This window comes from Escherichia sp. E4742 (assembly GCF_005843885.1).
Lineage (GTDB): Bacteria > Pseudomonadota > Gammaproteobacteria > Enterobacterales > Enterobacteriaceae > Escherichia.
On the sequence record NZ_CP040443.1, the window covers coordinates 4,800,421 to 4,825,685 of the forward strand.

Annotated in this window: 20 protein-coding genes, 1 other RNA gene and 1 pseudogene; 17 read left to right on the top strand and 5 right to left on the bottom strand. The window is 49.6% G+C overall.

Annotated elements, in window-relative coordinates:
• Positions 1-391: 391 nt before the first annotated feature.
• The 3 genes from FEM44_RS23360 to ydiJ all read right to left on the bottom strand — a co-directional run bounded on the left by FEM44_RS23360 (position 392) and on the right by ydiJ (position 4,142).
• Complete coding sequence (locus FEM44_RS23360) at positions 392-580, bottom strand: YdiH family protein (RefSeq protein WP_005136461.1); 189 nt, start codon at positions 578-580, stop codon at positions 392-394.
• Positions 581-678: 98 nt separating this feature from the next.
• A complete protein-coding gene (gene menI, locus FEM44_RS23365) occupies positions 679-1,089 on the bottom strand; it encodes a 1,4-dihydroxy-2-naphthoyl-CoA hydrolase (protein WP_135522348.1) in 411 nt (136 codons plus the stop codon).
• Positions 1,086-4,142, bottom strand: coding sequence for a D-2-hydroxyglutarate dehydrogenase YdiJ (gene ydiJ, locus FEM44_RS23370; RefSeq protein WP_135522347.1), 3,057 nt, complete (start codon positions 4,140-4,142; stop codon positions 1,086-1,088). The genes menI and ydiJ overlap by 4 nt, the downstream gene beginning before the upstream one ends.
• A gap of 388 nt (positions 4,143-4,530) precedes the next feature.
• Between ydiJ and ydiK the strand changes: the two genes are divergently transcribed.
• The 9 genes and pseudogenes from ydiK to FEM44_RS23415 all read left to right on the top strand — a co-directional run bounded on the left by ydiK (position 4,531) and on the right by FEM44_RS23415 (position 13,804).
• Positions 4,531-5,643, top strand: coding sequence for an AI-2E family transporter YdiK (gene ydiK, locus FEM44_RS23375; RefSeq protein ID WP_000248654.1), 1,113 nt, complete (start codon positions 4,531-4,533; stop codon positions 5,641-5,643).
• 185 nt (positions 5,644-5,828) lie between these two features.
• Positions 5,829-5,936, top strand: an RNA gene (gene rprA, locus FEM44_RS23380) — antisense sRNA RprA.
• 134 nt (positions 5,937-6,070) lie between these two features.
• Positions 6,071-6,427, top strand: coding sequence for a YdiL family protein (locus tag FEM44_RS23385; protein WP_135522346.1), 357 nt, complete (start codon positions 6,071-6,073; stop codon positions 6,425-6,427).
• A gap of 97 nt (positions 6,428-6,524) precedes the next feature.
• Positions 6,525-7,739, top strand: a complete 1,215-nt coding sequence (locus tag FEM44_RS23390) for an MFS transporter (RefSeq protein WP_135522345.1) — start codon at positions 6,525-6,527, stop codon at positions 7,737-7,739.
• Positions 7,740-7,965: 226 nt separating this feature from the next.
• Positions 7,966-9,232: pseudogene (locus FEM44_RS23395) on the top strand (MFS transporter).
• Between the two features lie 11 nt (positions 9,233-9,243).
• Positions 9,244-10,110: a quinate/shikimate dehydrogenase gene (gene ydiB, locus FEM44_RS23400; protein WP_135522343.1), complete on the top strand. Its 867-nt coding sequence runs from the start codon at positions 9,244-9,246 to the stop codon at positions 10,108-10,110.
• A gap of 30 nt (positions 10,111-10,140) precedes the next feature.
• Positions 10,141-10,899 carry a type I 3-dehydroquinate dehydratase gene (aroD, locus tag FEM44_RS23405; protein ID WP_135522342.1) on the top strand — a complete coding sequence of 253 codons (759 nt, stop codon included), beginning with the start codon at positions 10,141-10,143 and terminating at the stop codon, positions 10,897-10,899.
• A 144-nt stretch (positions 10,900-11,043) separates the two neighbouring features.
• Entirely contained in the window at positions 11,044-12,639 is a 1,596-nt protein-coding gene (locus FEM44_RS23410; RefSeq protein WP_135522341.1) for an acyl CoA:acetate/3-ketoacid CoA transferase, read from the top strand.
• A 13-nt stretch (positions 12,640-12,652) separates the two neighbouring features.
• Entirely contained in the window at positions 12,653-13,804 is a 1,152-nt protein-coding gene (locus tag FEM44_RS23415; protein WP_000347861.1) for an acyl-CoA dehydrogenase, read from the top strand.
• A gap of 43 nt (positions 13,805-13,847) precedes the next feature.
• Here FEM44_RS23415 and FEM44_RS23420 read toward each other — a convergent pair whose 3' ends face one another.
• Positions 13,848-14,759 carry an AraC family transcriptional regulator gene (locus tag FEM44_RS23420; RefSeq protein ID WP_130208252.1) on the bottom strand — a complete coding sequence of 304 codons (912 nt, stop codon included), beginning with the start codon at positions 14,757-14,759 and terminating at the stop codon, positions 13,848-13,850.
• Between the two features lie 315 nt (positions 14,760-15,074).
• Here FEM44_RS23420 and FEM44_RS23425 point away from each other — a divergent pair, with 315 nt between their 5' ends.
• The 5 genes from FEM44_RS23425 to fadK are packed head-to-tail and all read left to right on the top strand — an operon-like array spanning position 15,075 to position 20,134.
• On the top strand, positions 15,075-15,839 hold the full coding sequence (locus FEM44_RS23425; RefSeq protein WP_135522340.1) for an electron transfer flavoprotein: 765 nt from the start codon (positions 15,075-15,077) through the stop codon (positions 15,837-15,839).
• 19 nt (positions 15,840-15,858) lie between these two features.
• The gene (locus FEM44_RS23430) at positions 15,859-16,797 is read left to right on the top strand and encodes an electron transfer flavoprotein subunit alpha (protein ID WP_135522339.1); all 939 of its coding nucleotides are present in this window, start codon (positions 15,859-15,861) and stop codon (positions 16,795-16,797) included.
• A 54-nt stretch (positions 16,798-16,851) separates the two neighbouring features.
• Entirely contained in the window at positions 16,852-18,141 is a 1,290-nt protein-coding gene (locus FEM44_RS23435; RefSeq protein WP_135522338.1) for an FAD-dependent oxidoreductase, read from the top strand.
• Positions 18,138-18,431 carry a ferredoxin family protein gene (locus FEM44_RS23440; RefSeq protein WP_135522337.1) on the top strand — a complete coding sequence of 98 codons (294 nt, stop codon included), beginning with the start codon at positions 18,138-18,140 and terminating at the stop codon, positions 18,429-18,431. The genes FEM44_RS23435 and FEM44_RS23440 overlap by 4 nt, the downstream gene beginning before the upstream one ends.
• A gap of 56 nt (positions 18,432-18,487) precedes the next feature.
• The gene (gene fadK, locus FEM44_RS23445) at positions 18,488-20,134 is read left to right on the top strand and encodes a medium-chain fatty-acid--CoA ligase (RefSeq protein WP_135522336.1); all 1,647 of its coding nucleotides are present in this window, start codon (positions 18,488-18,490) and stop codon (positions 20,132-20,134) included.
• A gap of 56 nt (positions 20,135-20,190) precedes the next feature.
• Here fadK and ppsA read toward each other — a convergent pair whose 3' ends face one another.
• Positions 20,191-22,569: a phosphoenolpyruvate synthase gene (gene ppsA / locus FEM44_RS23450; protein WP_135522335.1), complete on the bottom strand. Its 2,379-nt coding sequence runs from the start codon at positions 22,567-22,569 to the stop codon at positions 20,191-20,193.
• A gap of 333 nt (positions 22,570-22,902) precedes the next feature.
• On the opposite strand from ppsA, the gene ppsR reads away from it, so the two are divergent.
• From ppsR to hemP, 3 genes are all read left to right on the top strand, one after another.
• Positions 22,903-23,736 (top strand): posphoenolpyruvate synthetase regulatory kinase/phosphorylase PpsR, encoded by an 834-nt coding sequence (gene ppsR / locus FEM44_RS23455; protein ID WP_000368046.1) that lies wholly within the window; start codon positions 22,903-22,905, stop codon positions 23,734-23,736.
• A 156-nt stretch (positions 23,737-23,892) separates the two neighbouring features.
• Positions 23,893-24,939 carry a 3-deoxy-7-phosphoheptulonate synthase AroH gene (gene aroH, locus FEM44_RS23460; protein WP_135522334.1) on the top strand — a complete coding sequence of 349 codons (1,047 nt, stop codon included), beginning with the start codon at positions 23,893-23,895 and terminating at the stop codon, positions 24,937-24,939.
• Positions 24,940-25,070: 131 nt separating this feature from the next.
• Positions 25,071-25,262: a hemin uptake protein HemP gene (gene hemP, locus FEM44_RS23465; RefSeq protein ID WP_096261127.1), complete on the top strand. Its 192-nt coding sequence runs from the start codon at positions 25,071-25,073 to the stop codon at positions 25,260-25,262.
• The last annotated feature ends 3 nt before the right edge of the window (positions 25,263-25,265 follow it).

Here is a 25,265-nt window from a genome sequence, read left to right on the forward strand (position 1 = left end):
ATTAGGTATCTCATTGTTAGATAATGATTATTATCGAACTGGCGTTAAGACTGTGATGGAAAAGAAAAAGTTGTATCGAAAATGACTATTTAAGAGATAGGTAAAAAAGTGGTGAGTTCAGAAATAAGAAAACCCTTAAGTCTGTTCAACACAGACTTAAGGGTTTCTACCCCATCCGGCGCTTATCTCCGGCACTCACAGTGGCTTAGCTCTTGAAGGGGCGATAAGAATAATCTCATAAAGCTAAGCCGGCGTTTTAACACAAACTGCGATTAGTATTCTTCTTAAACAAGATCAAGCGGGTAAAAATGGGGGAAGTCAGAAGAAAGTCGTCAGACCTGGACTGGAGTTAATCCAGGTCGATGGGCGTTCAGACTATGTTCAGTAGGGATTAATGCACGCCCAGACGCCAGGCGAAGTAGATTTCTTCTTTCAGTTCCGTAGACGAAAGAGTAAGCAGATCAGCAAATTCAAGCTCTAGTTGTTTCAGACGCTTGAGATATTGAGCGGGTGAAAGATTGCTTTGGTCACGGCGTAAAAATTCAATGGCCAGCTGGGTGGGATCAAGTTGAGTAGACATAGCATCCTCGCTTTAGACAAGACCTGCACAGTATACCACCGTTTACTGCGCAGATAATAACCAAAAGCAATATGCATCACACTTTTCTGGTGACAACGTCACAAAATGGCGGTCGTCAATCGTGATGAACAACACAAACGCTCGTTTTCATCGAATATTTCGATCTGCCAGACCTGATGCCGCGAACCGAGATGCAACGGTTTGCATACGCCGCGTACCCGCCCTTCTCGTGCCGAGCGGACGTGGTTAGCATTGATTTCCAGACCAACCACTTTTTGCTCACCTTCGGTACATAAATACCCGGCAACTGAACCGATACTTTCGGCCAGTACCACGGAGGCACCTCCATGCAGCAACCCGAAAGGCTGCTTTGTCCGCGAGTCTACTGGCATTGTCGCTTCAAGGGTGTCATCACCAATATGTTCAAAGCGAATATCCAACAACCCCACCATGTTTCCATCACCCATGGCATTCAGTGCTTCAAGGGTGATTTTACGTTTCCATATCATTTAATAATCTCCAGTAATGCCTGCACGGGATGGCGTACCCCCGTGCCTTCAACCCGTTTTACCTGGCTGCGGCAGGAATATCCGGTCGCCAGACAGCGGTTACGCGGCAGTCGCTGCATAGCCTGATGCCAGGATAACTCATAGATCCCGAGCGAATTTTTATGGTTTTTCGCTTCATGTCCGTAAGTCCCTGCCATGCCGCAGCAACCCACGCTGACATTTTCCAGTTTCGCGCCAAAACGGGCAAATATCGCGGCCCATTGTGCTGGTGCACCCGGCAAGGCGGTAACTTCGGTACAGTGACCAAAGAAATACCATGATTCACCGCTGACTGCTGTCACTGGCTGTGACTGAAGCGCGCTTGCCAGCCATTCATTCGCCAGTAAGACGTTAAACTCGCCACGCGCCTCGCCCAGAGCCAGTTTATATTCATCGCGATAACAGAGCACCAGAGCCGGATCGACACCCACCATTGGCATCCCCAGCTTCGCCATACGGTTGAGGAAATCCGCCGTCTTTTTCGCCGTCTTCGCAAAACGATTAAGAAAACCTTTGATATGCTGGGCTTTGCCATTTGGCGAAAATGGCAGTAACACAGGCTGGAAACCTAATTTTTCGACCAGACGGACAAAATCCGCCACCACTTGCGCATCGTAATAGCTGGTAAAGGGGTCCTGCACCACCAGCACCGTGCGCGCTTTCTGCTCTGTACTGAGCGCTTCAAGCTGTTCCAGCGTCATGTTTGCCGAGCGATGCCCCACCATTTGTTGTTGCAGCGACGGCACTGAAAGCAGCGGCAAATCGACCATACCGATGTGTTTTTCCGAGAGTTTGCGCACCAGCGGCTGGTTAATGAAGAAGTTAAAAGTCTTTGGCGCACGCGCCATCAGCGGTGCGTAACTTTCGACCGTTGCCACCAGATGATCGCGCAATGGGCGTAGATAACGTGTGTGATAGAGTTGCAGGAAACGAGAGCGGAACTCCGGTACGTCAATTTTGATCGGACACTGAGTCGAACAGGCTTTACAGGCCAGGCAGCCCGACATTGCCTCTTTCACTTCGTGCGAGAAGTCATATTCGCCTTTATTTGCATGCCAGCTATTGCGCATACGGGCAATTAACGTGCGCAAGCTGACGCCAGACTCTGGTAGCTCTTGCTCCAGTTTCAGAGGATCAACGCCGCGATCCGCCAGCAAACGTAACCATTCACGCACCAGCGTTGCACGCCCTTTCGGTGAATGAATGCGGTTCTGAGTAATCTTCATTGACGGACACATCGGGCTGCGGGCATCAAAGTTGAAGCACAAACCGTTGCCATTACATTCCATTGCCCCGCGCCACTGCTGGCGTACCGCGATGGGGATCTGCCGGTCAAATGTACCACGCTTCACCGCGTCCACTTTCATCATTGGCGCGTCAATACCTTCTGGAGGGCAGATTTTCCCTGGATTTAGTCGGTTATGCGGATCAAACGCCGCTTTAACCTTACGCAGTTCTGCGAAAAGCTCCTCACCGAAAAACGCCGGACTGTATTCGGCACGAAAACCTTTACCGTGCTCGCCCCACAACAAGCCACCGTATTTTGCAGTCAGCGCCACCACGTCATCAGAGATTTGCTTCATCAAGATCTCTTGTTGCGGATCGCACATATCCAGCGCCGGACGGACGTGCAATACCCCCGCATCAACATGACCGAACATGCCATAACTCAAGCCGTGGCTGTCGAGCAGTGCGCGAAATTCAGCAATATAATCTGCCAGATGTTCCGGCGGCACGCAGGTATCTTCGGCAAATGGAATCGGTTTGGCTGCTCCTTTGGCATTGCCGAGCAAGCCGACGGCTTTTTTGCGCATTGCATAAATACGCTCAACACCTGCCAGCTCACTGCACACCTGCCAGCCGATCACCCCTGCCTGCTGGCTGGCAATCAGTTCATCCAGCCGCGCACAGAGTGAATTTACCCGCTCGTCAATCAGCGCCTCATCATCTCCGGCAAATTCAACAATGTTCAGCCCGAGCATCTCTTTGTCTGGCACATTGGTAATCAGTTCGCTGACGGAATGCCAGACAATATCTTCCCGCGCCAGATTCAGCACTTTTGAGTCTACCGTCTCTACCGAAAGCGCACGCGCCTCAACCATAAACGGCGCATTACGCAGCGCGGAGTCAAAAGAGTCATATTTGACGTTCACCAGACGGCGCACTTTAGGCAAGCGCGTAATATCCAGCCGCGCTTCGGTAATAAAGGCCAGCGTCCCTTCTGAGCCGGTCAGAATGCGTGTCAAATCGAACTCGGTCATTTCATCGTTAAAGACATGACGTAGATCGTAACCGGTAAGAAAGCGGTTAAGTTTGGGGAATTTGTCGATGATTAACTGGCGTTGCTGGCGGCAGCGTTGATAAACAGTGTTGTAGATCCGCCCGATAGCGGTATTGGTTTTACCCAACGTTTCAGCAAGTTCGACGGGTAAAGGTTGCGTATCGAGAATATCCCCCCCCAACAACACCGCCCGCACGCCCAACACGTGATCTGACGTTTTCCCATAGACCAGCGATCCCTGGCCGGAAGCATCAGTATTAATCATCCCGCCGAGTGTTGCCCGGTTGCTGGTCGAAAGTTCTGGCGCAAAAAAGTAGCCAAATGGTTTCAGGTACTGATTCAGTTGGTCTTTTATCACCCCGGCCTCAACGCGCACCCAGCCCTCTTCAGGGTTAATTTCGATGATGCGGTTCATATGGCGGGACATATCAACAATAATCCCCTGGTTGAGCGCCTGACCGTTAGTGCCAGTACCGCCGCCACGCGGGGTGAAGATCAGCGATGTATAGCGTTCCTGCGCGGCCAGACGGGCAATTAACGCCACATCTGCGGTTGAACGCGGAAATACCACCGCATCGGGGAGAAGTTGGTAAATACTGTTGTCGGTCGACATTGTCAGACGATCGGCATAGCTTGTTGCCGTATCGCCAGTAAAACCCTGTTGCTCCAGCTCTTGCAAAAAATTAAGCACCAGTTGAACGACGCCGGGTGCCTGGGAAATCTGTGGAATCATTATATTGACCCTTTCCTGCGGTCTGTGATGTAGGTCGATACACTGTTCTTTCAGGCTGCTGCAATAGCGCACTGAAAGGTGATGTTTGTTTACTCTATGGATTTCGAGTTGCAGGAAGGCGGCAAGCGAGTGAACTCCAGGAGCTTACAAAAGTAAGTGACTGGGGTGAACGAACGTAGCCGCAGCACATGCCACTTGAAATACGACGAGTAAATCGTTTGCGTGTTGCCTGAGTTGTTGTACCACATTTTTTTCTAACACGCCCATCAGAATTAAGGGCAGAATCGGCCTGTTAAAAACCGCTGAAATTGCTCATCATTATGCAGGTGAGTTTCGCGTGTTCACGTCGCGTCGACGATTTGACGCACAAAAAAGGTGAAAAGTAGTTATGGTAAATGTTCGTCAGCCCAGGGATGTCGCACAAATTCTGCTTTCGGTGCTGTTTTTAGCCATCATGATTGTGGCATGTCTGTGGATCGTTCAACCCTTTGTTCTCGGCTTTGCATGGGCTGGTACGGTGGTTATCGCCACCTGGCCGGTATTGTTACGTTTGCAAAAGATCATGTTTGGCCGCCGCTCTCTCGCCGTTCTGGTAATGACGTTGCTCCTGGTGATGGTGTTTATCATCCCTATCGCCTTACTGGTTAACAGTATCGTCGACGGCAGTGGCCCGTTAATTAAGGCCATCTCCAGTGGAGATATGACATTACCGGATTTAGCGTGGCTTAATACCATTCCGGTGATTGGCGCGAAGCTGTACGCAGGCTGGCACAATTTGCTGGATATGGGCGGCACGGCGATCATGGCGAAAGTCCGTCCTTATATTGGCACCACTACCACCTGGTTCGTCGGGCAAGCCGCGCATATCGGGCGCTTTATGGTGCATTGTGCCTTGATGCTGCTCTTCAGCGCACTGCTGTACTGGCGCGGTGAACAGGTGGCGCAAGGCATTCGCCATTTTGCGACTCGTCTGGCGGGCGTTCGTGGTGATGCGGCAGTTCTGCTGGCGGCACAAGCTATCCGTGCGGTGGCGCTGGGCGTGGTGGTAACTGCGTTAGTGCAGGCAGTGCTTGGCGGTATCGGTCTGGCCGTTTCCGGTGTGCCTTACGCCACGCTGCTAACGGTATTAATGATCCTCTCCTGCCTTGTCCAGCTTGGCCCGCTACCGGTGTTGATTCCGGCGATTATCTGGCTCTACTGGACCGGTGATACTACCTGGGGCACGGTATTGCTGGTGTGGAGTGGTGTGGTTGGCACTCTGGATAACGTCATCCGCCCAATGTTAATTCGCATGGGCGCAGATTTACCGCTGATTCTGATCCTCTCCGGGGTTATTGGTGGTTTGATTGCTTTCGGTATGATCGGTCTGTTTATTGGTCCGGTACTACTGGCTGTTTCCTGGCGTCTGTTTGCTGCGTGGGTTGAAGAAGTCCCGCCGCCGACTGACCAACCAGAGGAAATTCTCGAAGAGCTGGGCGAAATCGAGAAACCGAATAAGTAATTTCTCATCAGGCGGCTCTGCCGCCTGATTGTTAATCACTGCTAATTGATATTTCATTCCTCCAGTCCGTATTTTCCTGCTTACTGCCATTCAGCTGGTAGTACCTGTCGCAAATCCTTTACAGTTTTTAAACTAATGAGACGAATCTGATCGACGCAAAAAGTCCGTATGCCTACTATTAGCTCACGGTTATAAATCAACATATTGATTTATAAGCATGGAAATCCCCTGAGTGAAACAACGAATTGCTGTGTGTAGTCTTTGCCCATCTCCCACGATGGGCTTTTTTTTAACATTTTTTGCTTCATTACCCCGTCTCTCGTTCTTTCCAATAATGTTGCACAAGATACTGTGACTCTCTTCAAGCCGTAAGCAGGCTGATAATGTTATTTATATTTTATTCTTTTTTTCATGCAGCCAATACACGATGAACGCTTATGAACTCCAGGCACTACGCCATATTTTTGCCATGACTATTGATGAATGCGCGACCTGGATTGCCCAGTCCGGTGACAGTGAAAGCTGGCGTCAGTGGGAAAATGGCAAATGCGCCATTCCTGATCGTGTGGTCGAGCAACTGTTGGCTATGCGTCAGCAAAGAAAAAAACATCTTCATGCCATCATAGAGAAAATAAATAACCGCATCGGCAACAACACCATGCGTTTTTTCCCCGACTTAACCGCGTTTCAACAAGTCTACCCTGACGGCAATTTTATTGACTGGAAGATTTACCAGTCTGTCGCAGCTGAATTATATGCTCACGATCTGGAACGCCTGTGTTGATATTTTAACGGGATACAACGGACGTCATGACAAAAATAATAAACGGATGCTGACATAATAACAGCAACTTTTTAAGCAATATTGCTAAGTAGATCTTATGAAAAATCCCTATCTCCCTACCGCACTGGGGCTGTATTTCAATTACCTGGTGCATGGTATGGGCGTCATTTTGATGAGCCTGAATATGGCCTCGCTTGAGACGCTGTGGCAGACCAATGCCGCGGGCGTTTCGATTGTTATTTCATCATTAGGTATAGGACGATTGAGTGTCTTGCTTTTTGCAGGATTATTATCCGATCGTTTTGGTCGCCGTCCTTTTATTATTCTGGGTATGTGCTGCTATATGGCCTTCTTTTTTGGCATCCTGCACACCAATAACATCATTATTGCTTATGCTTTTGGTTTTCTGGCGGGCATGGCGAACAGTTTTCTCGATGCTGGTACCTATCCCAGTTTGATGGAAGCCTTTCCTCATTCACCGGGTACTGCCAATATTTTAATTAAAGCCTTTGTCTCCAGCGGGCAATTTTTATTGCCACTAATCATCAGCCTGTTAGTGTGGGCTGAACTGTGGTTCGGTTGGTCTTTTATGATTGCCGCAGCAATTATGATCGTTAACGGTCTGTTTTTATATCGCTGTACCTTTCCACCACATCCGGGCCGTCGCTTGCCTGTGGTAAAGAAAGCGACCACTTCCGCGGGGCATCGCTGCTCAATTATTGATTTAGCCAGTTACACCCTCTATGGCTATATTTCAATGGCAACCTTTTATCTGGTTAGCCAGTGGCTGGCACAATACGGGCAATTTGTCGCAGGCATGTCATACACCATGTCGATCAAATTACTCAGTATCTATACCGTGGGTTCGCTGCTGTGTGTATTTATTACTGCTCCACTCATTCGTAAAACCATTCACTCAACAACATTGTTGATGCTGTACACTTTTATTTCATTTATCGCTCTGCTCACCGTCTGCCTGCATCCCACATTTTATGTGGTGATAATATTTGCTTTCGTCATCGGTTTTACCTCCGCAGGTGGTGTTGTACAAATTGGCCTGACGTTAATGGCGGAACGTTTTCCCCATGCCAAAGGAAAAGCAACGGGGATCTATTACAGTGCGGGCAGCATTGCAACATTTACTATTCCGTTGATTACGGCTCATCTTTCGCAAAGAAGTATTGCCGATATTATGTGGTTCGATGCCGCCATCGCTGCTATCGGCTTTTTACTGGCGCTGTTTATTGGCGTACGCAGTCGAAAAGAAGCACAACATCCATCATTAAAGGAGAATGTTGCTACGGGCGGGTAATGCAATATTCTTTTCAGGTCATGCAAGATCTTACGGATAAATTACTCTTTCTGCGCTAATTAAGGAAAATCTCGATCAAAAACAAACTATCACATGCAATATTCCTGGAAATATAAACTTTATGTCATGTACCCAGAGAAAATCATCTTCAGTATAGTGGTTATGAAAACCGGCGGAGAACAACACGTACGGTAACAAAATTATCTTTCAGCAAGGAGCTGTGAAAATGTCTCAAAATAAGGCTTTCAGCACGCCATTTATCCTGGCTGTTCTTTGTATTTACTTCAGTTATTTCCTACACGGCATTAGTGTTATTACTCTTGCACAAAATATGTCATCTCTGGCAGAAAAATTTTCGACCGATAACGCCGGTATCGCCTATTTAATTTCTGGTATCGGTCTGGGCCGTCTGATAAGTATTTTATTCTTCGGTGTAATCTCCGATAAATTTGGTCGGCGAGCAGTAATATTCATGGCCGTTGCCATGTATATGCTGTTTTTCTTTGGTATTCCGGCCTGCCCAAGTTTAGCTCTCGCTTACGGTCTGGCAGTGTGCGTTGGTATCGCCAACTCAGCCCTGGATACCGGTGGATATCCGGCGTTGATGGAATGCTTTCCGAAAGCCTCGGGTTCAGCCGTAATATTGGTTAAGGCAATGATATCGTTCGGGCAAATGCTCTATCCGATGCTAGTGAGTTATATGCTGTTGAATAACATCTGGTACGGTTATGGGCTGATTATTCCAGGCATCGTGTTTGTGCTGATCACGCTGATGCTATTGAAAAGTAAATTCCCAGGTCAGTTGGTGGATGCAAGCGTAGCTGGTGAACTACCGCAAATGAACAGTAAGCCGTTAGTCTGGCTGGAAGGTGTTTCATCAGTACTGTTCGGTGTTGCTGCGTTCTCGACCTTTTATGTAATTGTCGTGTGGATGCCCAAATATGCGATGGCATTTGCCGGTATGTCGGAATCCGAGGCATTAAAAACTATCTCTTATTACAGTATGGGTTCGCTGGTCTGTGTCTTTATTTTTGCCGCACTATTGAAAAAAATGGTACGTCCCATCTGGGCTAACGTATTTAACTCTGCACTGGCAACGGTAACCGCTGCTATCATTTATCTGTACCCTTCTCCACTGGTCTGTAATGCTGGGGCTTTTGTTATCGGTTTTTCTGCTGCTGGCGGTATTTTACAGCTTGGCGTTTCAGTCATGTCCGAGTTTTTTCCAAAAAGCAAAGCCAAAGTCACCAGTATTTATATGATGATGGGTGGTCTGGCCAATTTTGTTATTCCGCTGATTACCGGTTATCTGTCGAATATAGGTCTGCAATACATCATCGTTCTCGATTTTACTTTCGCGCTGCTGGCCCTGATTACCGCAATTATTGTTTTCATCCGCTATTACCGCGTCTTTATTATTCCTGAAAATGATGTCCGGTTTGGCGAACGCAATCTTAGCACCCCTGTTAAACACAATTAAGCAAAAAAATTAGAGGAGTTAATTATGGATGTTACCGCTAAATACGAATTGATTGGCCTGATGGCCTATCCTATTCGCCACAGTTTATCGCCTGAAATGCAAAACAAAGCCTTAGAAAAAGCGGGATTGCCATTTACCTATATGGCCTTTGAAGTGGATAACGATAGCTTTGCCGGTGCAATTGAAGGATTAAAAGCCTTAAAAATGCGCGGAACCGGTGTGTCGATGCCAAACAAACAACTGGCTTGCGAATATGTCGATGAATTAACACCTGCGGCAAAACTGGTTGGCGCCATCAATACCATTGTTAATGATGACGGCTACCTGCGTGGCTATAACACCGACGGCACGGGCCATATTCGCGCCATTAAAGAGAGCGGTTTTGATATCAAAGGCAAAACGATGGTGCTGTTAGGTGCCGGTGGTGCCTCAACGGCGATTGGCGCGCAGGGCGCGATTGAAGGGTTAAAAGAGATTAAAATCTTCAACCGTCGGGATGAATTCTTCGATAAAGCCCTCGCCTTCGCGCAACGGGTCAACGAAAACACCGATTGCGTCGTCACAGTTACCGATCTCGCCGATCAGCAGGCCTTTGCCGAGGCGCTGGCTTCTGCTGAAATTTTAACCAACGGCACCAAAGTGGGTATGAAACCCCTTGAGAATGAATCATTGGTTAATGATATCAGTCTGTTACATCCAGGACTGCTGGTCACTGAATGCGTGTATAACCCGCATATGACGAAGTTATTGCAGCAGGCGCAACAAGCAGGTTGCAAAACGATTGATGGATACGGCATGTTGTTGTGGCAAGGGGCTGAACAGTTCACGTTATGGACTGGCAAAGATTTCCCTCTGGAATACGTTAAACAGGTCATGGGGTTCGGCGCCTGACTGGCTGACCGCGTGCAGAAAGGGTAAAAAATGAAAACCGTAACTGTAAAAGATCTCGTCATTGGTACGGGCGCACCAAAAATCATCGTCTCGCTGATGGCGAAAGATATCGCCAGCGTGAAATCTGAAGCTCTCGCCTATCGTGAAGCAGACTTTGATATTCTGGAGTGGCGCGTGGATCACTTTGCCGACCTCTCCTGCGTAGAGTCGGTCATGGCAGCAGCAAAAGCTATCCGTGAGGTAATGCCAGAAAAACCACTGCTGTTTACCTTCCGTAGCGCTAAAGAAGGCGGCGAGCAGGCGATTTCCACTGAGGCTTATATTGCACTCAATCGCGCAGCCATCGACAGCGGTCTGGTCGATATGATCGATCTGGAGTTATTTACCGGCGATGATCAGGTTAAAGAAACCGTCGCCTACGCCCATGCGCATGATGTGAAAGTTGTCATGTCCAACCATGACTTCCATAAAACACCGGAGGCCGAAGAGATTGTTGCCCGTCTGCGCAAAATGCAGTCCTTCGACGCCGATATTCCCAAAATTGCGCTGATGCCACAAAGCACCAGCGATGTGCTGACGTTACTTGCCGCGACTCTGGAGATGCAGGAACAGTATGCCGATCGTCCAATCATTACGATGTCGATGGCAAAAACTGGCGTAATTTCCCGTTTGGCTGGTGAAGTTTTCGGTTCGGCGGCAACCTTTGGCGCAGTAAAAAAAGCCTCTGCCCCTGGGCAAATATCGGTGAATGATTTACGCACAGTATTAACTATTTTGCATCAGGCGTAATAAATAACATTCCGGCGGGAACACTCTCACCCGCCGAAATAAAATAAGTGTTTTAAGAGTATTTAATAAAAATATTCCGTGAATATCTGCGCGCTATTTTTCTGGCTGGCGCAGGGAAATTCACACCTGAATCAGGAAAAAATAATGAAACCTGTAAAACCACCTCGTATTAATGGACGAGTGCCGGTCCTGTCGGCACAGGAAGCGGTAAGTTATATTCCCGACGAAGCAACGCTTTGTGTATTAGGTGCTGGTGGCGGTATTCTGGAAGCCACCACATTAATTACCGCTCTTGCTGACAAATATAAACAAACCCAGACACCGCGTAATTTATCAATTATTAGCCCTACAGGGCTTGGCGATCGCGCCGATCGAGGTATTAGTCCGCTGGCGCAAGAAGGCCTGGTGAAATGGGCATTATGCGGCCATTGGGGACAATCACCGCGTATTTCTGAACTCGCAGAACAAAATAAAATAGTTGCCTATAACTATCCACAAGGTGTGCTCACTCAAACATTGCGCGCTGCTGCTGCCCACCAGCCAGGAATTATTAGCGATATTGGTATCGGAACGTTTATCGACCCTCGCCAACAAGGCGGTAAACTGAATGAAGTGACTAAAGAAGATCTGATTAAACTGGTCGAGTTTGATAATAAAGAATATCTCTATTACAAAGCGATTGCGCCGGATATCGCCTTTATTCGCGCCACTACCTGCGACAGCGAAGGCTATGCCACCTTTGAAGATGAAGTGATGTATCTCGACGCGCTGGTCATTGCTCAGGCGGTGCACAATAACGGCGGTATCGTAATGATGCAGGTGCAGAAAATGGTTAAGAAAGCCACGCTGCATCCGAAGGCAGTACGCATTCCGGGCTATCTGGTGGATATTGTCGTTGTCGATCCGGATCAAACCCAGTTGTATGGCGGCGCACCGGTTAATCGTTTTATTTCTGGCGACTTCACCCTTGATGACAGTGCCAAACTTAGTCTGCCGCTTAATCAACGCAAACTGGTCGCGCGGCGCGCATTATTTGAAATGCGCAAAGGTGCGGTGGGGAATGTCGGCGTCGGTATTGCCGACGGTATTGGCCTGGTCGCCCGGGAAGAAGGATGTGCTGATGACTTTATTCTGACGGTGGAAACGGGTCCGATTGGCGGTATTACTTCGCAAGGTATCGCCTTTGGCGCGAACGTGAATACCCGCGCCATTCTGGATATGACTTCCCAGTTCGATTTTTACCACGGCGGTGGTCTGGATGTTTGTTATTTGAGTTTTGCCGAAGTCGACCAGCACGGTAACGTCGGCGTGCATAAATTCAATGGCAAAATTATGGGCACCGGTGGGTTTATTGATATCAGCGCCACCTCGAAGAAAATTATTTTCTGCGGCACGTTAACTGCGGGAAGTTTAAAAACAGAAATTGCCGATGGTAAATTAAATATCGTCCAGGAAGGGCGGGTAAATAAATTCATCCGTGAATTGCCGGAAATTACTTTTAGCGGGAAAATCGCTCTCGAACGGGGACTGGATGTTCGTTATATCACTGAACGCGCTGTATTCACCCTGAAAGAAGATGGCCTGCATTTAATCGAAATTGCCCCTGGCGTCGATTTGCAAAAAGATATTCTCGACAAAATGGATTTCACCCCAGTTATTTCGCCAGAACTGAGAATGATGGACAAAAGATTATTTATCGATGCGGCGATGGGTTTTGTCCTGCCTGAAGCGGCTCATTAACAGGAGTATTACGATGGATTTTTCTTTAACTGAAGAACAAGAACTACTGCTGGCCAGTATTCGCGAACTGATTACGACTAACTTTCCGGAAGAGTATTTCCGCACCTGCGATCAAAATGGTACATATCCGCGTGAGTTTATGCGGGCGCTGGCGGATAACGGCATTTCTATGCTTGGCGTGCCGGAAGAGTTCGGCGGCATCCCTGCGGATTACGTCACTCAGATGCTGGCGCTGATGGAAGTGTCAAAATGCGGTGCTCCGGCGTTTTTGATTACCAACGGTCAGTGTATTCACAGCATGCGCCGTTTCGGTTCTGAGGAGCAGCTACGTAAAACGGCAGAAAGTACCCTGGAAACCGGCGACCCCGCCTATGCCCTGGCGTTGACGGAACCAGGCGCTGGCTCAGATAACAACAGCGCCACCACCACTTACACGCGTAAAAATGGCAAGGTTTACATCAACGGACAGAAAACCTTTATTACCGGTGCGAAAGAGTACCCGTATATGCTGGTGTTGGCGCGCGATCCAGAACCGAAAGATCCGAAAAAAGCCTTCACCCTGTGGTGGGTTGAGTCCAGTAAGCCCGGCATTAAGATCAATCCGCTACATAAAATCGGCTGGCATATGCTTAGCACCTGCGAAGTTTATCTCGACAACGTGGAAGTTGAAGAGAGCGACATGGTAGGCGAAGAAGGAATGGGTTTCCTCAATGTGATGTACAACTTCGAGATGGAGCGCCTGATCAACGCCGCGCGCAGCACCGGCTTTGCCGAATGCGCCTTCGAAGATGCAGCCCGCTATGCCAACCAGCGTATCGCTTTTGGTAAGCCAATTGGTCATAACCAGATGATCCAGGAAAAACTGGCACTGATGGCGATTAAGATCGACAACATGCGCAATATGGTGCTGAAAGTGGCGTGGCAAGCTGATCAGCATCAGTCACTGCGCACCAGCGCGGCGCTGGCAAAACTGTACTGCGCGCGTACTGCGATGGAAGTCATTGACGATGCGATTCAAATCATGGGCGGTCTGGGCTACACCGATGAGGCACGCGTCTCCCGCTTCTGGCGTGATGTCCGCTGTGAACGGATTGGCGGTGGTACTGACGAAATTATGATTTACGTTGCAGGTCGGCAGATCCTGAAAGATTACCAGAATAAATAATCTTCAGGCGGCGCAGCTTCTGACAAAAACTGCGCCGCCAGATTTATCCGGCAAGACTTACAGGTTCAGAAAATTCAGATAAGATTTCTTGTTCAGCAAAACAATTCTTAAATTGTTTGCGGTAATCACTGGGAGAACAGCCAACATGGCGCAAAAACAGTTTGGCAAAGTGATCGACATTTTCATAACCCACGCGCCATGAGATTTCTGCCTGCGACAAATCGGTATTGGTCAGCAGCCATTTCGCTTCCGTCATACGCCGTTGAATCACATAGTTAATGGGGGAAATACGATACTCTTTAGTAAATTCATGACAAATATAACTGACGCTGGCACGAAATTTTTTCGATAACTGTTCTAAGGTGATTTTTTCGCGGTAATTATTATTAAGATAAAAAAGAATGTCTTTTATCAGAACATCTTTTTTTATATACCCCTGCTCCGAACGATACGCATTTTTAAAATTTTCGTAATAGAGAATCGCTAACGTATAGGAAAATGCATCCCACACTGAAGATGTGTTGCCATTTTTACTTTGCGGTAAAATCACACTTAATTCATTAAAAAGCGTTTTGATGACCTCTTTTCCCTGCCCTGCGGCAATTACCGGACAGGAATGCGGTTGCAGTAACTGATTTTCTTCTGCGCCCTGAAACTGAAAACCGTATAGCGCACAGGTACAGGTCGTTGCCGGGTCGTTAGCATCTGAAGCCACCGCGTGCAGTCTGCCACGTTCTATCACCACAATATCATCGGCATGAGCCACATAGAGCGAAGAGTCAATGGTAAACCTTGCCACCCCTTTCTTAACATAAATCAGCTCGGTTTCATTATCATGAACGTGATGTCCCGACTCCCATTTAGGATCGTCACTAAACGCAAAGCGCGAGAGTCGTGGCGTTTTACCGGCGACAAACAGCGTTTCGCTGGCATTATCAAAACAGCGTTGATACATGACAACCTCCCTATTCCATGATCAAGCAAAAACAATATATGCCGGATAAAATACGGCGCGTATTGCGGTTATACAACCGCGTTTAGCGAGAGCTGAACAAGATTATTTACACTGAATGCAAGATAGTACGTCCACGACGGCATAATATTGCCGCTTATTGTGCTTTTGTTTTAACGATCTCATTTTTTTTGCAAGATTGTTTGCAAGGAAAACAGATTGCTCCGTCGAAAACCCCTTCCTGCTATCGCACACTATTTTCAGGCAATTTTTACCTTCCATCGGAGATGGTTCCGTATGCGACCCACAGGAGAAATCATGAAAATAATAACCTGCTTTAAGCTGGTGCCTGAAGAACAGGACATTGTTGTCACTCCCGAGTACACCCTCAATTTCGACAATGCCGACGCCAAAATTAGCCAGTTCGATCTCAATGCCATTGAAGCCGCAAGCCAGCTTGCAACGGATGATGATGAGATAGCCGCGCTGACCGTTGGCGGTTCATTGTTGCAGAACTCAAAAGTGCGTAAAGACGTGTTATCCCGCGGACCGCACAGCCTGTATTTGGTGCAGGATGCCCAGCTTGAGCACGCGCTGCCTCTCGATACCGCAAAGGCTCTGGCGGCAGCAGCAGAAAAGATCGGCTTCGATTTACTGATCTTCGGTGAAGGTTCTGGCGATCTCTATGCCCAACAGGTTGGCCTGCTGGTGGGAGAAATGTTGCAACTTCCGGTGATCAACGCGGTGAGTGCCATTCAACGTCAGGGCGACAGCCTGATTATCGAACGCGCTCTGGAAGAGGAAGTTGAAGTCGTTGAGCTTTCACTGCCAGCCGTGCTGTGCGTCACGTCAGATATTAACGTGCCACGTATTCCATCGATGAAAGCCATTCTCGGCGCGGGCAAAAAAACGGTACATCAGTGGCAGGCGAGTGATATCGGCTGGAACCAGGCCACGCCGCTTGCTGAACTGATCGGCGTTCGCGTACCGCCGCAAACAGAACGCAAACACATCATTCTCGATAACGATTCGCCGGAAGCCATTGCCGAGCTGGCGGAACATCTGAAGAAAGCCCTGAACTAAAGCCTACGGAGAAGAAACGATGAGTCAATTAAACAGCGTCTGGGTCTTTAGCGATAATCCTGAACGTTATGCCGAACTGTTTAGCGGTGCGCCGCAATGGGGCCAACAGGTGTATGCCATTGTACAAAATACCGACCAGGCACAGGCTGTTATGCCTTACGGTCCAAAATGTATTTATGTTCTTGAGCAAAACGATGCACTGCAACGCACTGAAAATTACGCTGAAAGCATTGCAGCCCTGCTAAAAGATCAAAAGTCATCAATGTTGCTGCTGGCCGCGACAAAACGCGGTAAAGCTCTTGCTGCACGGTTAAGTGTGCAACTGAATGCGGCGCTGGTGAACGATGCCACTGCGGTTGATGTGGTCGATGGTCTCGTTTACGCCGAGCACCGTATGTATGGCGGGCTAGCGTTCGCCCAGGAAAAGATCAATAGCCCGCTGGCGATCATTACCCTTGCGCCCGGTGTTCAGGAACCTTGCACCAGTGACGCCTCGCATCAGTGTCCGATTCAAACGGTGCCTTACGTTGCTCCGCGTCATGAAATTCTTAGTCGCGAACGCCGTGCGAAAGCGGCAAGCAGTGTGGATCTGAGTAAAGCAAAACGCGTGGTCGGCGTCGGGCGTGGCCTGGCGGCGCAGGCTGACCTGAAAATGGTTCACGAACTGGCGGCGGCACTCAATGCTGAAGTCGGCTGCTCACGCCCGATTGCTGAAGGCGAGAACTGGATGGAGCGCGAACGTTATATCGGCGTCTCCGGCGTGTTGCTGAAATCCGACCTCTACCTGACGCTGGGGATCTCCGGGCAGATCCAACATATGGTTGGCGGCAATGGCGCAAAAGTGATTGTCGCCATCAATAAAGATAAAAACGCGCCAATCTTCAACTATGCCGACTACGGTCTGGTGGGCGATATCTACAAAGTTGTCCCTGCCCTGATTAGCCAGTTGAGTCGCTAATTCCCTTTCAAACACTTCTCCCGCTGTAAACGCAGCGGGAAGGGAGCATAACGCATGTCGGATGACAAATTTGATGCCATTGTGGTCGGTGCGGGCGTTGCCGGTAGCGTTGCCGCATTGGTCATGGCGCGAGCCGGACTGGATGTCCTGGTGATAGAACGCGGCGACAGTGCCGGATGTAAAAATATGACCGGCGGGCGTCTTTATGCCCACACGCTTGAAGCGATCATTCCAGGCTTTGCTGCATCAGCGCCGGTAGAACGCAAAGTCACACGCGAGAAAATCTCCTTCTTAACCGAAGAGAGCGCCGTTACCCTCGATTTTCACCGCGAGCAGCCAGATGTTCCACAACACGCTTCTTATACCGTATTGCGCAATCGTCTCGACCCGTGGTTGATGGAGCAAGCCGAACAGGCGGGTGCGCAGTTTATCCCGGGCGTTCGCGTCGATGCGCTGGTTCGTGAAGGTAACAAGGTCACTGGCGTCCAGGCCGGGGATGATATTCTCGAAGCCAATGTGGTGATTCTGGCTGATGGCGTTAATTCAATGCTTGGCCGTTCGCTGGGAATGGTTCCCGCCTCCGATCCGCATCATTACGCTGTTGGCGTTAAAGAAGTCATTGGCCTCACGCCGGAGCAAATCAACGATCGCTTTAACGTCACTGACGACGAAGGTGCCGCCTGGCTGTTTGCCGGTTCCCCTTCTGACGGCCTGATGGGCGGCGGATTCATCTATACCAACAAGGATTCCGTATCGTTGGGTCTGGTTTGTGGATTGGGTGATATCGCCCATGCGCAAAAAAGCGTGCCGCAAATGCTGGAGGATTTTAAACAGCACCCCGCCATTCGCCCACTGATTAGCGATGGCAAACTGCTTGAATATTCCGCGCATATGGTGCCGGAAGGCGGTCTGGCAATGGTACCGCAACTGGTCAACGATGGTGTGATGATCGTCGGTGACGCAGCAGGCTTCTGCCTCAATCTGGGCTTTACGGTTCGCGGAATGGATTTAGCCATCGCATCGGCCCTGGCGGCTGCCACAACGGTGATTGCCGCCAAAGAACGCGCGGATTTCTCCACCAGCAGTCTGGCGCAATACAAGCACGAGCTGGAACAAAGCTGTGTCATGCGTGATATGCAGCATTTTCGCAAGATCCCGGCGCTGATGGAAAACCCGCGCCTGTTTAGTCAGTATCCGCGCATGGTCGCCGATATCATGAACGATATGTTCACTATTGACGGCAAACCAAACCAGCCGTTACGAAAAATGATTCTCGGACATGCGAAAAAAATCGGACTGATTAATCTGCTGAAAGATGGCATTAAGGGGGCAACCGCGCTATGAGCCAGAACGCTACGATCAACGTTGACGTCAAATTAGGCGTCAACAAATTCCATGTGGATGAGGGCCACCCGCATATCATTCTGGCGGCAAATCCCGACATCAATGAATTTCAAAAATTAATGAAAGCCTGCCCTGCCGGACTGTATAAGCAGGATGACGCGGGAAACATTCATTTTGATTCCGCCGGTTGTCTGGAGTGCGGCACCTGTCGGGTGCTGTGTGGCAACACTATTCTCGAACAATGGCAATACCCCGCAGGCACCTTCGGTATTGATTTCCGTTACGGCTAATTACGCTTCCCACAGGCCCGCACCTCGGGCCTGACGTTCTGTTTCGTGAGTTCAAAATGAAAGTGACATTAACGTTTAACGCGCAGCGTCGTGCAGCCTATCGACAACAAGGATTGTGGGGCGATGCTTCGCTGGCCGACTACTGGCGGCAGACTGCATGCGCGATGCCAGACAAAATAGCCGTTGTCGATAATCATGGCGAATCGTACACCTATGGTGCACTCGATCACACTGCGAACTGTCTGGCAAGCTGGTTACTGGCTAACGGTATTGAATCGGGCGATCGTATCGCTTTTCAATTGCCGGGCTGGTGTGAATTTACTGTTATCTATCTTGCCTGCCTGAAAACCGGTGCAGTTTCCGTGCCGTTGTTGCCTTCCTGGCGAGAAGCCGAACTGGTGTGGGTGCTCAATAAGTGTCAGGCAAAAATGTTTTTTGCACCGACATTGTTTAAACAAACGCGTCCGGTAGATTTAATCCTGCCACTGCAAAATCAGCTTCCACAACTACAACAGATCGTCGGCGTGGATAAGCTGGCTCCCGCCACCTCGTCTCTCTCGTTAAGTCAGATTATTGCCGACAATCCCCCGCTGGTCGCCGCAACATCGGTCCACGGCGATGAATTAGCGGCGGTGCTATTTACCTCCGGAACTGAGGGCATGCCAAAGGGCGTGATGCTAACGCATAACAATATTCTCGCCAGTGAGCGGGCTTATTGCGCACGGCTGAATCTGACCTGGCTGGATGTCTTTATGATGCCTGCGCCACTTGGTCACGCAACGGGCTTTCTGCATGGCGTAACAGCGCCGTTTTTACTTGGCGCCCGCAGCGTGTTGTTAGATATTTTTACCCCGGAAGCCTGTCTCTCGCTGCTTGAGCAACAACGTTGCACCTGTATGCTCGGAGCAACGCCGTTTGTTTATGACCTTTTGAATCTACTTGAGAAACAGCCTGCCGACCTTTCTGCGCTGCGTTTCTTTCTTTGCGGCGGCACCACGATCCCCAAAAAAGTGGCGCGTGAATGCCAGCAGCGCGGCATTAAATTATTAAGCGTTTATGGTTCCACAGAAAGCTCGCCACATGCAGTGGTGAATCTCGACGATCCTTTGTCGCGCTTTATGCATACCGATGGTTACGCTGCCGCAGGCGTGGAAATTAAAGTGGTCGATGATGCACGCAAGATCTTACCGCCAGGTTGCGAAGGTGAAGAGGCCTCGCGCGGCCCTAATGTGTTTATGGGTTATTTTGATGAACCTGAATTAACCGCTCGCGCGCTGGATGAAGAGGGCTGGTATTACAGTGGCGATCTCTGCCGCATGGATGAAGCTGGCTATATAAAAATAACCGGACGCAAGAAAGATATTATTGTCCGCGGCGGCGAAAATATTAGCAGCCGTGAAGTGGAAGATATTCTATTGCAGCATCCTAAAATTCACGATGCTTGTGTGGTTGCAATGCCCGATGAACGCTTAGGTGAACGTTCATGCGCCTATGTAGTGCTGAAAGCACCGCATCATTCATTATCGCTGGAAGATGTAGTGGCATTTTTTAGCCGTAAACGGGTCGCGAAATATAAATACCCTGAACATATCGTGGTGATCGAAAAATTACCGCGGACTGCATCAGGTAAAATACAAAAGTTTTTGTTAAGGAAAGATATTATGCGGCGATTAACTCAGGATGTCTGCGAAGTGATTGAATAAGCTTCATCTTCAGGGATCACGTTAACCCGGCGACAACACGCCGCCGGGTATTTATTTTATTTCTTCAGTTCAGCCAGGCTTAACCATGTTTGCACCACGGTGTCCGGGTTCAGAGACAGGCTATCAATCCCCTCTTCCATCAACCATGCGGCAAAGTCTTCGTGGTCGGACGGACCCTGACCGCAAATCCCGACATATTTGCCCTGTTTCTTCGCAGCACGGATAGCCATCGACAGCAGTGCTTTCACGGCGTCGTTGCGCTCATCGAACAGTTCAGACACCACGCCGGAGTCGCGGTCCAGACCGAGCGCCAGCTGTGTCATGTCGTTTGAGCCGATAGAGAAACCGTCGAAATATTCGAGGAACTGTTCAGCCAGCAAGGCGTTGGACGGAATTTCGCACATCATGATGATTTTCAGCCCGTTCTCGCCACGTTTCAGCCCCTGACGCGCCAGTTCTTCAACCACTGCTTTCGCCTGGTCTACGGTACGCACGAACGGGATCATGATCTCTACGTTGGTCAGTCCCATGTCGTTGCGCACACGTTTCACCGCTTCACACTCCAGTGCGAAGCAGTCGCGGAAGCTGTCAGAAACGTAGCGGCCCGCGCCACGGAAGCCCAGCATCGGGTTCTCTTCATGCGGCTCGTAACGCTCACCACCCACCAGATTGGCGTATTCGTTGGATTTAAAATCAGAAAGACGGACAATCACGCGTTTCGGATAAAACGCGGCGCCCAGCGTCGCGATCCCTTCGGTCAGACGGCCAACGTAAAATTCGCGCGGAGAATCAAAGCCTTTCATCATCTCGCGGATTTCGTTTTGCAACTGCGGTTCCTGGTCGTCAAACTCAAGCAGTGCGCGGGGGTGGACGCCAATCATACGGTTGATGATAAATTCCAGACGCGCAAGGCCCACGCCTTCGTTCGGCAGGCAGGCAAAGTCAAACGCACGGTCAGGGTTACCGACGTTCATCATCACTTTCAGCGGCAGGTCCGGCATCGTTTCCACACTGGAGCTTTTCACGCTAAATTCCAGCAACTCAGCATAGACGTAACCGGTATCGCCTTCGGCACAAGAAACGGTGACGTTCTCACCCTCTTTCATCCGTTCGGTCGCATCACCACAGCCCACTACCGCCGGAATACCTAGTTCACGGGCGATAATTGCCGCGTGACAGGTACGCCCGCCACGGTTGGTGACGATAGCAGACGCTTTCTTCATGATCGGTTCCCAGTCCGGGTCGGTCATGTCAGTGACCAGCACGTCGCCAGGTTCAATGCGGTTCATTTCGCTGATGTCATGAATGACTTTCACCGGACCCGCGCCGATGCGATGACCGATAGCGCGGCCTTCGGCGATAATCTTGCCCTGTGAATGCAGCGTATAACGTTCCATCACCTGACCGCGAGAACGCACAGTTTCTGGACGCGCCTGCACGATAAACAATTTACCGGTGTGGCCATCTTTCGCCCACTCAATATCCATCGGACGACCGTAGTGTTTCTCAATTTGTACGGCCTGTTTTGCCAGCTCCTGCACTTCTTCGTTGGTCAGCGAGAAGATGTCACGCTGTTGCTGCGGTACATCTTCAATTTTAACCTGCTTGCCGTGCTCCTGGGTCGGCGCGTAGACCATGCGGATTTTTTTCGACCCCATGGTGCGGCGCACGATAGCCGGGCGATTCGCCGCCAGCGTCGGTTTATGCACGTAAAACTCATCCGGGTTGACCGCCCCCTGTACCACCATTTCACCCAGGCCCCATGCGGAAGTGATAAACACCACCTGGTCAAAGCCGGATTCGGTATCAATGGAGAACATCACCCCAGAAGATGCGAGGTCGGAGCGCACCATCCGCTGAACACCGGCGGAGAGTGCCACGCCACGGTGATCGTAACCCTGGTGTACACGATAAGAGATGGCGCGATCGTTAAACAGAGAAGCAAAGACATGTTTCACTGCCACGAGAACGGCATCAAAACCCTGAACGTTGAGGAAGGTTTCCTGCTGACCGGCAAAAGAGGCGTCCGGCATATCTTCTGCGGTGGCGGAGGAACGCACCGCAAAAGAGGCATTTTCGTCATCGGCGGAAAGCTGTGCATAGGCTTCGCGGATGGCGTTTTCCAGCTCAGGCTGGAAGGGAGTGTCGATAATCCACTGGCGGATTTGCGCCCCCGCTTTCGCAAGCTGGGTAACATCGTCAATATCCGTTTTATCCAGCAGTTCATAGATGCGCTGGTTTACGCCGCTTTGGTCCAGAAACTGGTTAAACGCGTCGGCGGTTGTGGCGAAACCATTCGGAACGGAAACGCCCATTCCGGAAAGGTTAGTAATCATTTCACCCAGGGAGGCATTTTTGCCCCCAACCCTGTCTACATCATTCATGCCGAGTTGGTTATACCAAAGCACCAGCGGTGACGAGCCATTGTTGGACATCGAACAATCCTTTTGTGATAAATGAACGGTTTGAGAAACACATTTCTGCGCATTTATCTTTGCATATTTAACCGGATGAAAAAAACGGTGAATCGTTCAAGCAAATATATTTTTTTACTTTTTAAGACTGATCCCAGCGTTGCGCAAATCCGCTTATCTTCAGTAATTTCCACATAAACCATCGGTATAAACGAAAGCGTAAAAATGAAATACTGTTTTCATAAAATATAAAATTAAAGGTTCATTTTATAAACCAGGCATAACCTTCTACGCTTCTGTACGTTTTTAATTTATGCTTTCATAGAATTATGTCTGCATTACGGGAAGAACAAAATGGATAATGCTGTTGATCGCCACGTTTTTTATATTTCTGATGGTACGGCAATAACTGCGGAGGTATTAGGACACGCAGTGATGTCACAATTTCCCGTTACTATCAGCAGCATTACGCTGCCGTTTGTCGAAAATGAAAGCCGTGCACGGGCAGTGAAGGATCAGATTGACGCAATTTATCACCAGACAGGTGTGCGCCCGCTGGTCTTCTACTCCATCGTGTTGCCGGAGATTCGCGCCATCATCTTGCAAAGTGAAGGCTTTTGCCAGGATATCGTTCAGGCGCTGGTTGCCCCGTTACAACAAGAGATGAAACTGGATCCAACGCCGATTGCTCATCGTACCCACGGCCTGAACCCTAATAATCTCAATAAATATGATGCGCGTATTGCGGCGATTGATTACACCCTCGCACACGATGACGGCATTTCGTTGCGCAATCTGGACCAGGCTCAGGTGATCCTGCTCGGTGTTTCTCGTTGTGGTAAAACCCCCACCAGCCTGTATCTGGCGATGCAGTTTGGTATCCGCGCGGCAAACTACCCCTTTATTGCCGATGACATGGATAATCTGGTGCTACCCGCGTCGCTCAAGCCGCTTCAGCATAAACTGTTCGGGCTGACCATCGACCCAGAGCGTCTGGCGGCGATTCGCGAAGAGCGTCGGGAAAACAGTCGCTATGCCTCGCTTCGCCAGTGCCGGATGGAGGTTGCGGAAGTGGAAGCGTTGTACCGTAAAAATCAGATCCCGTGGATTAACAGTACCAATTATTCGGTAGAAGAGATTGCCACCAAGATCCTCGATATCATGGGCCTTAGCCGTCGAATGTACTAGAGAACTAGTGCATTAGCTTGTTTTTTTGTTATCATGCTAACCACCCGGCGAGGTGTGACACACCTCGCACTTGAAATCAGCTGCGATTGGTTTATCGTGATGCGCATCACTTCCCGGTAGTCCTGCCGTTGAAGCAACAAATTTCTGAGACTTGTAATGAACAGAACTGACGAACTCCGTACTGCGCGTATCGAGAGTCTGGTAACGCCCGCCGAACTCGCGCTACGGTATCCCGTAACGCCTGGCGTCGCCACCCATGTCACCGACTCCCGCCGCAGAATTGAAAAAATACTGAATGGTGAAGACAAGCGACTGTTGGTCATTATTGGCCCCTGCTCGATCCACGATCTCACCGCTGCAATGGAGTACGCCACTCGTCTGCAGTCGCTGCGCAACCAGTACCAGTCACGACTGGAAATTGTAATGCGCACCTATTTTGAAAAACCGCGTACCGTTGTCGGCTGGAAAGGACTCATCTCCGATCCGGATTTAAACGGCAGCTATCGCGTTAATCACGGCCTTGAAATGGCACGTAAGTTGCTGTTGCAGGTAAATGAGCTGGGCGTTCCCACCGCGACCGAGTTTCTCGATATGGTGACCGGTCAGTTTATTGCTGACTTAATTAGCTGGGGCGCGATTGGCGCACGCACTACCGAAAGCCAGATCCACCGCGAAATGGCTTCCGCGCTCTCATGCCCGGTAGGCTTTAAAAATGGTACTGATGGCAACACGCGTATTGCCGTGGATGCGATTCGCGCGGCGCGCGCCAGCCATATGTTCCTCTCGCCAGACAAAAACGGTCAGATGACCATCTATCAGACCAGCGGCAACCCATACGGCCATATTATTATGCGTGGCGGCAAAAAACCGAACTACCATGCCGATGATATCGCCGCAGCCTGCGATACGCTGCACGAGTTTGATTTACCTGAACATCTGGTGGTGGATTTCAGCCACGGTAACTGCCAGAAGCAGCATCGTCGCCAGTTAGAAGTCTGCGAGGATATTTGTCAGCAAATCCGCAATGGCTCTACGGCGATTGCCGGAATTATGGCAGAAAGTTTCCTGCGCGAAGGTACACAAAAAATCGTCAGCAGTCAGCCGCTCACCTACGGTCAGTCAATTACCGATCCTTGTTTAGGTTGGGAAGATACCGAACGCCTGGTCGAAAAACTCGCCTCTGCGGTAGATACCCGCTTCTGAATGCGTGCCCATTCCGTCGGGAATGGGCATTTCTGCTCAACCTGTTGTCTTCTCAACGAATTATTACTTGCCCTGACGCAATATTATATTGATAATAAGAATCATTGTTATATCAATTATTATTAATTTTTATGCGTTATACGGATAGCAGAAAACTCACGCCTGAAACGGATGCCAATCACAAGACCGCTTCCCCGCAGCCCATTCGGCGAATTGCCAGCCAGACACTGTTAGGTCCGGATGGCAAACTGATCATTGATCATGACGGGCAAGAATATCTGCTCCGTAAAACCCAGGCTGGTAAACTGCTGCTGACCAAGTAGCGT

Excerpts from the sequence above, each read along its gene's own strand:
- FEM44_RS23360 (WP_005136461.1), bottom strand. The coding sequence starts at position 580 with ATGTCTACTCAACTTGATCCCACCCAGCTGGCCATTGAATTTTTACGC.
- menI (WP_135522348.1), bottom strand. The coding sequence starts at position 1,089 with ATGATATGGAAACGTAAAATCACCCTTGAAGCACTGAATGCCATGGGT.
- ydiJ (WP_135522347.1), bottom strand. The coding sequence starts at position 4,142 with ATGATTCCACAGATTTCCCAGGCACCCGGCGTCGTTCAACTGGTGCTT.
- ydiK (WP_000248654.1), top strand. The coding sequence starts at position 4,531 with ATGGTAAATGTTCGTCAGCCCAGGGATGTCGCACAAATTCTGCTTTCG.
- FEM44_RS23385 (WP_135522346.1), top strand. The coding sequence starts at position 6,071 with ATGAACGCTTATGAACTCCAGGCACTACGCCATATTTTTGCCATGACT.
- FEM44_RS23390 (WP_135522345.1), top strand. The coding sequence starts at position 6,525 with ATGAAAAATCCCTATCTCCCTACCGCACTGGGGCTGTATTTCAATTAC.
- ydiB (WP_135522343.1), top strand. The coding sequence starts at position 9,244 with ATGGATGTTACCGCTAAATACGAATTGATTGGCCTGATGGCCTATCCT.
- aroD (WP_135522342.1), top strand. The coding sequence starts at position 10,141 with ATGAAAACCGTAACTGTAAAAGATCTCGTCATTGGTACGGGCGCACCA.
- FEM44_RS23410 (WP_135522341.1), top strand. The coding sequence starts at position 11,044 with ATGAAACCTGTAAAACCACCTCGTATTAATGGACGAGTGCCGGTCCTG.
- FEM44_RS23415 (WP_000347861.1), top strand. The coding sequence starts at position 12,653 with ATGGATTTTTCTTTAACTGAAGAACAAGAACTACTGCTGGCCAGTATT.
- FEM44_RS23420 (WP_130208252.1), bottom strand. The coding sequence starts at position 14,759 with ATGTATCAACGCTGTTTTGATAATGCCAGCGAAACGCTGTTTGTCGCC.
- FEM44_RS23425 (WP_135522340.1), top strand. The coding sequence starts at position 15,075 with ATGAAAATAATAACCTGCTTTAAGCTGGTGCCTGAAGAACAGGACATT.
- FEM44_RS23430 (WP_135522339.1), top strand. The coding sequence starts at position 15,859 with ATGAGTCAATTAAACAGCGTCTGGGTCTTTAGCGATAATCCTGAACGT.
- FEM44_RS23435 (WP_135522338.1), top strand. The coding sequence starts at position 16,852 with ATGTCGGATGACAAATTTGATGCCATTGTGGTCGGTGCGGGCGTTGCC.
- FEM44_RS23440 (WP_135522337.1), top strand. The coding sequence starts at position 18,138 with ATGAGCCAGAACGCTACGATCAACGTTGACGTCAAATTAGGCGTCAAC.
- fadK (WP_135522336.1), top strand. The coding sequence starts at position 18,488 with ATGAAAGTGACATTAACGTTTAACGCGCAGCGTCGTGCAGCCTATCGA.
- ppsA (WP_135522335.1), bottom strand. The coding sequence starts at position 22,569 with ATGTCCAACAATGGCTCGTCACCGCTGGTGCTTTGGTATAACCAACTC.
- ppsR (WP_000368046.1), top strand. The coding sequence starts at position 22,903 with ATGGATAATGCTGTTGATCGCCACGTTTTTTATATTTCTGATGGTACG.
- aroH (WP_135522334.1), top strand. The coding sequence starts at position 23,893 with ATGAACAGAACTGACGAACTCCGTACTGCGCGTATCGAGAGTCTGGTA.
- hemP (WP_096261127.1), top strand. The coding sequence starts at position 25,071 with ATGCGTTATACGGATAGCAGAAAACTCACGCCTGAAACGGATGCCAAT.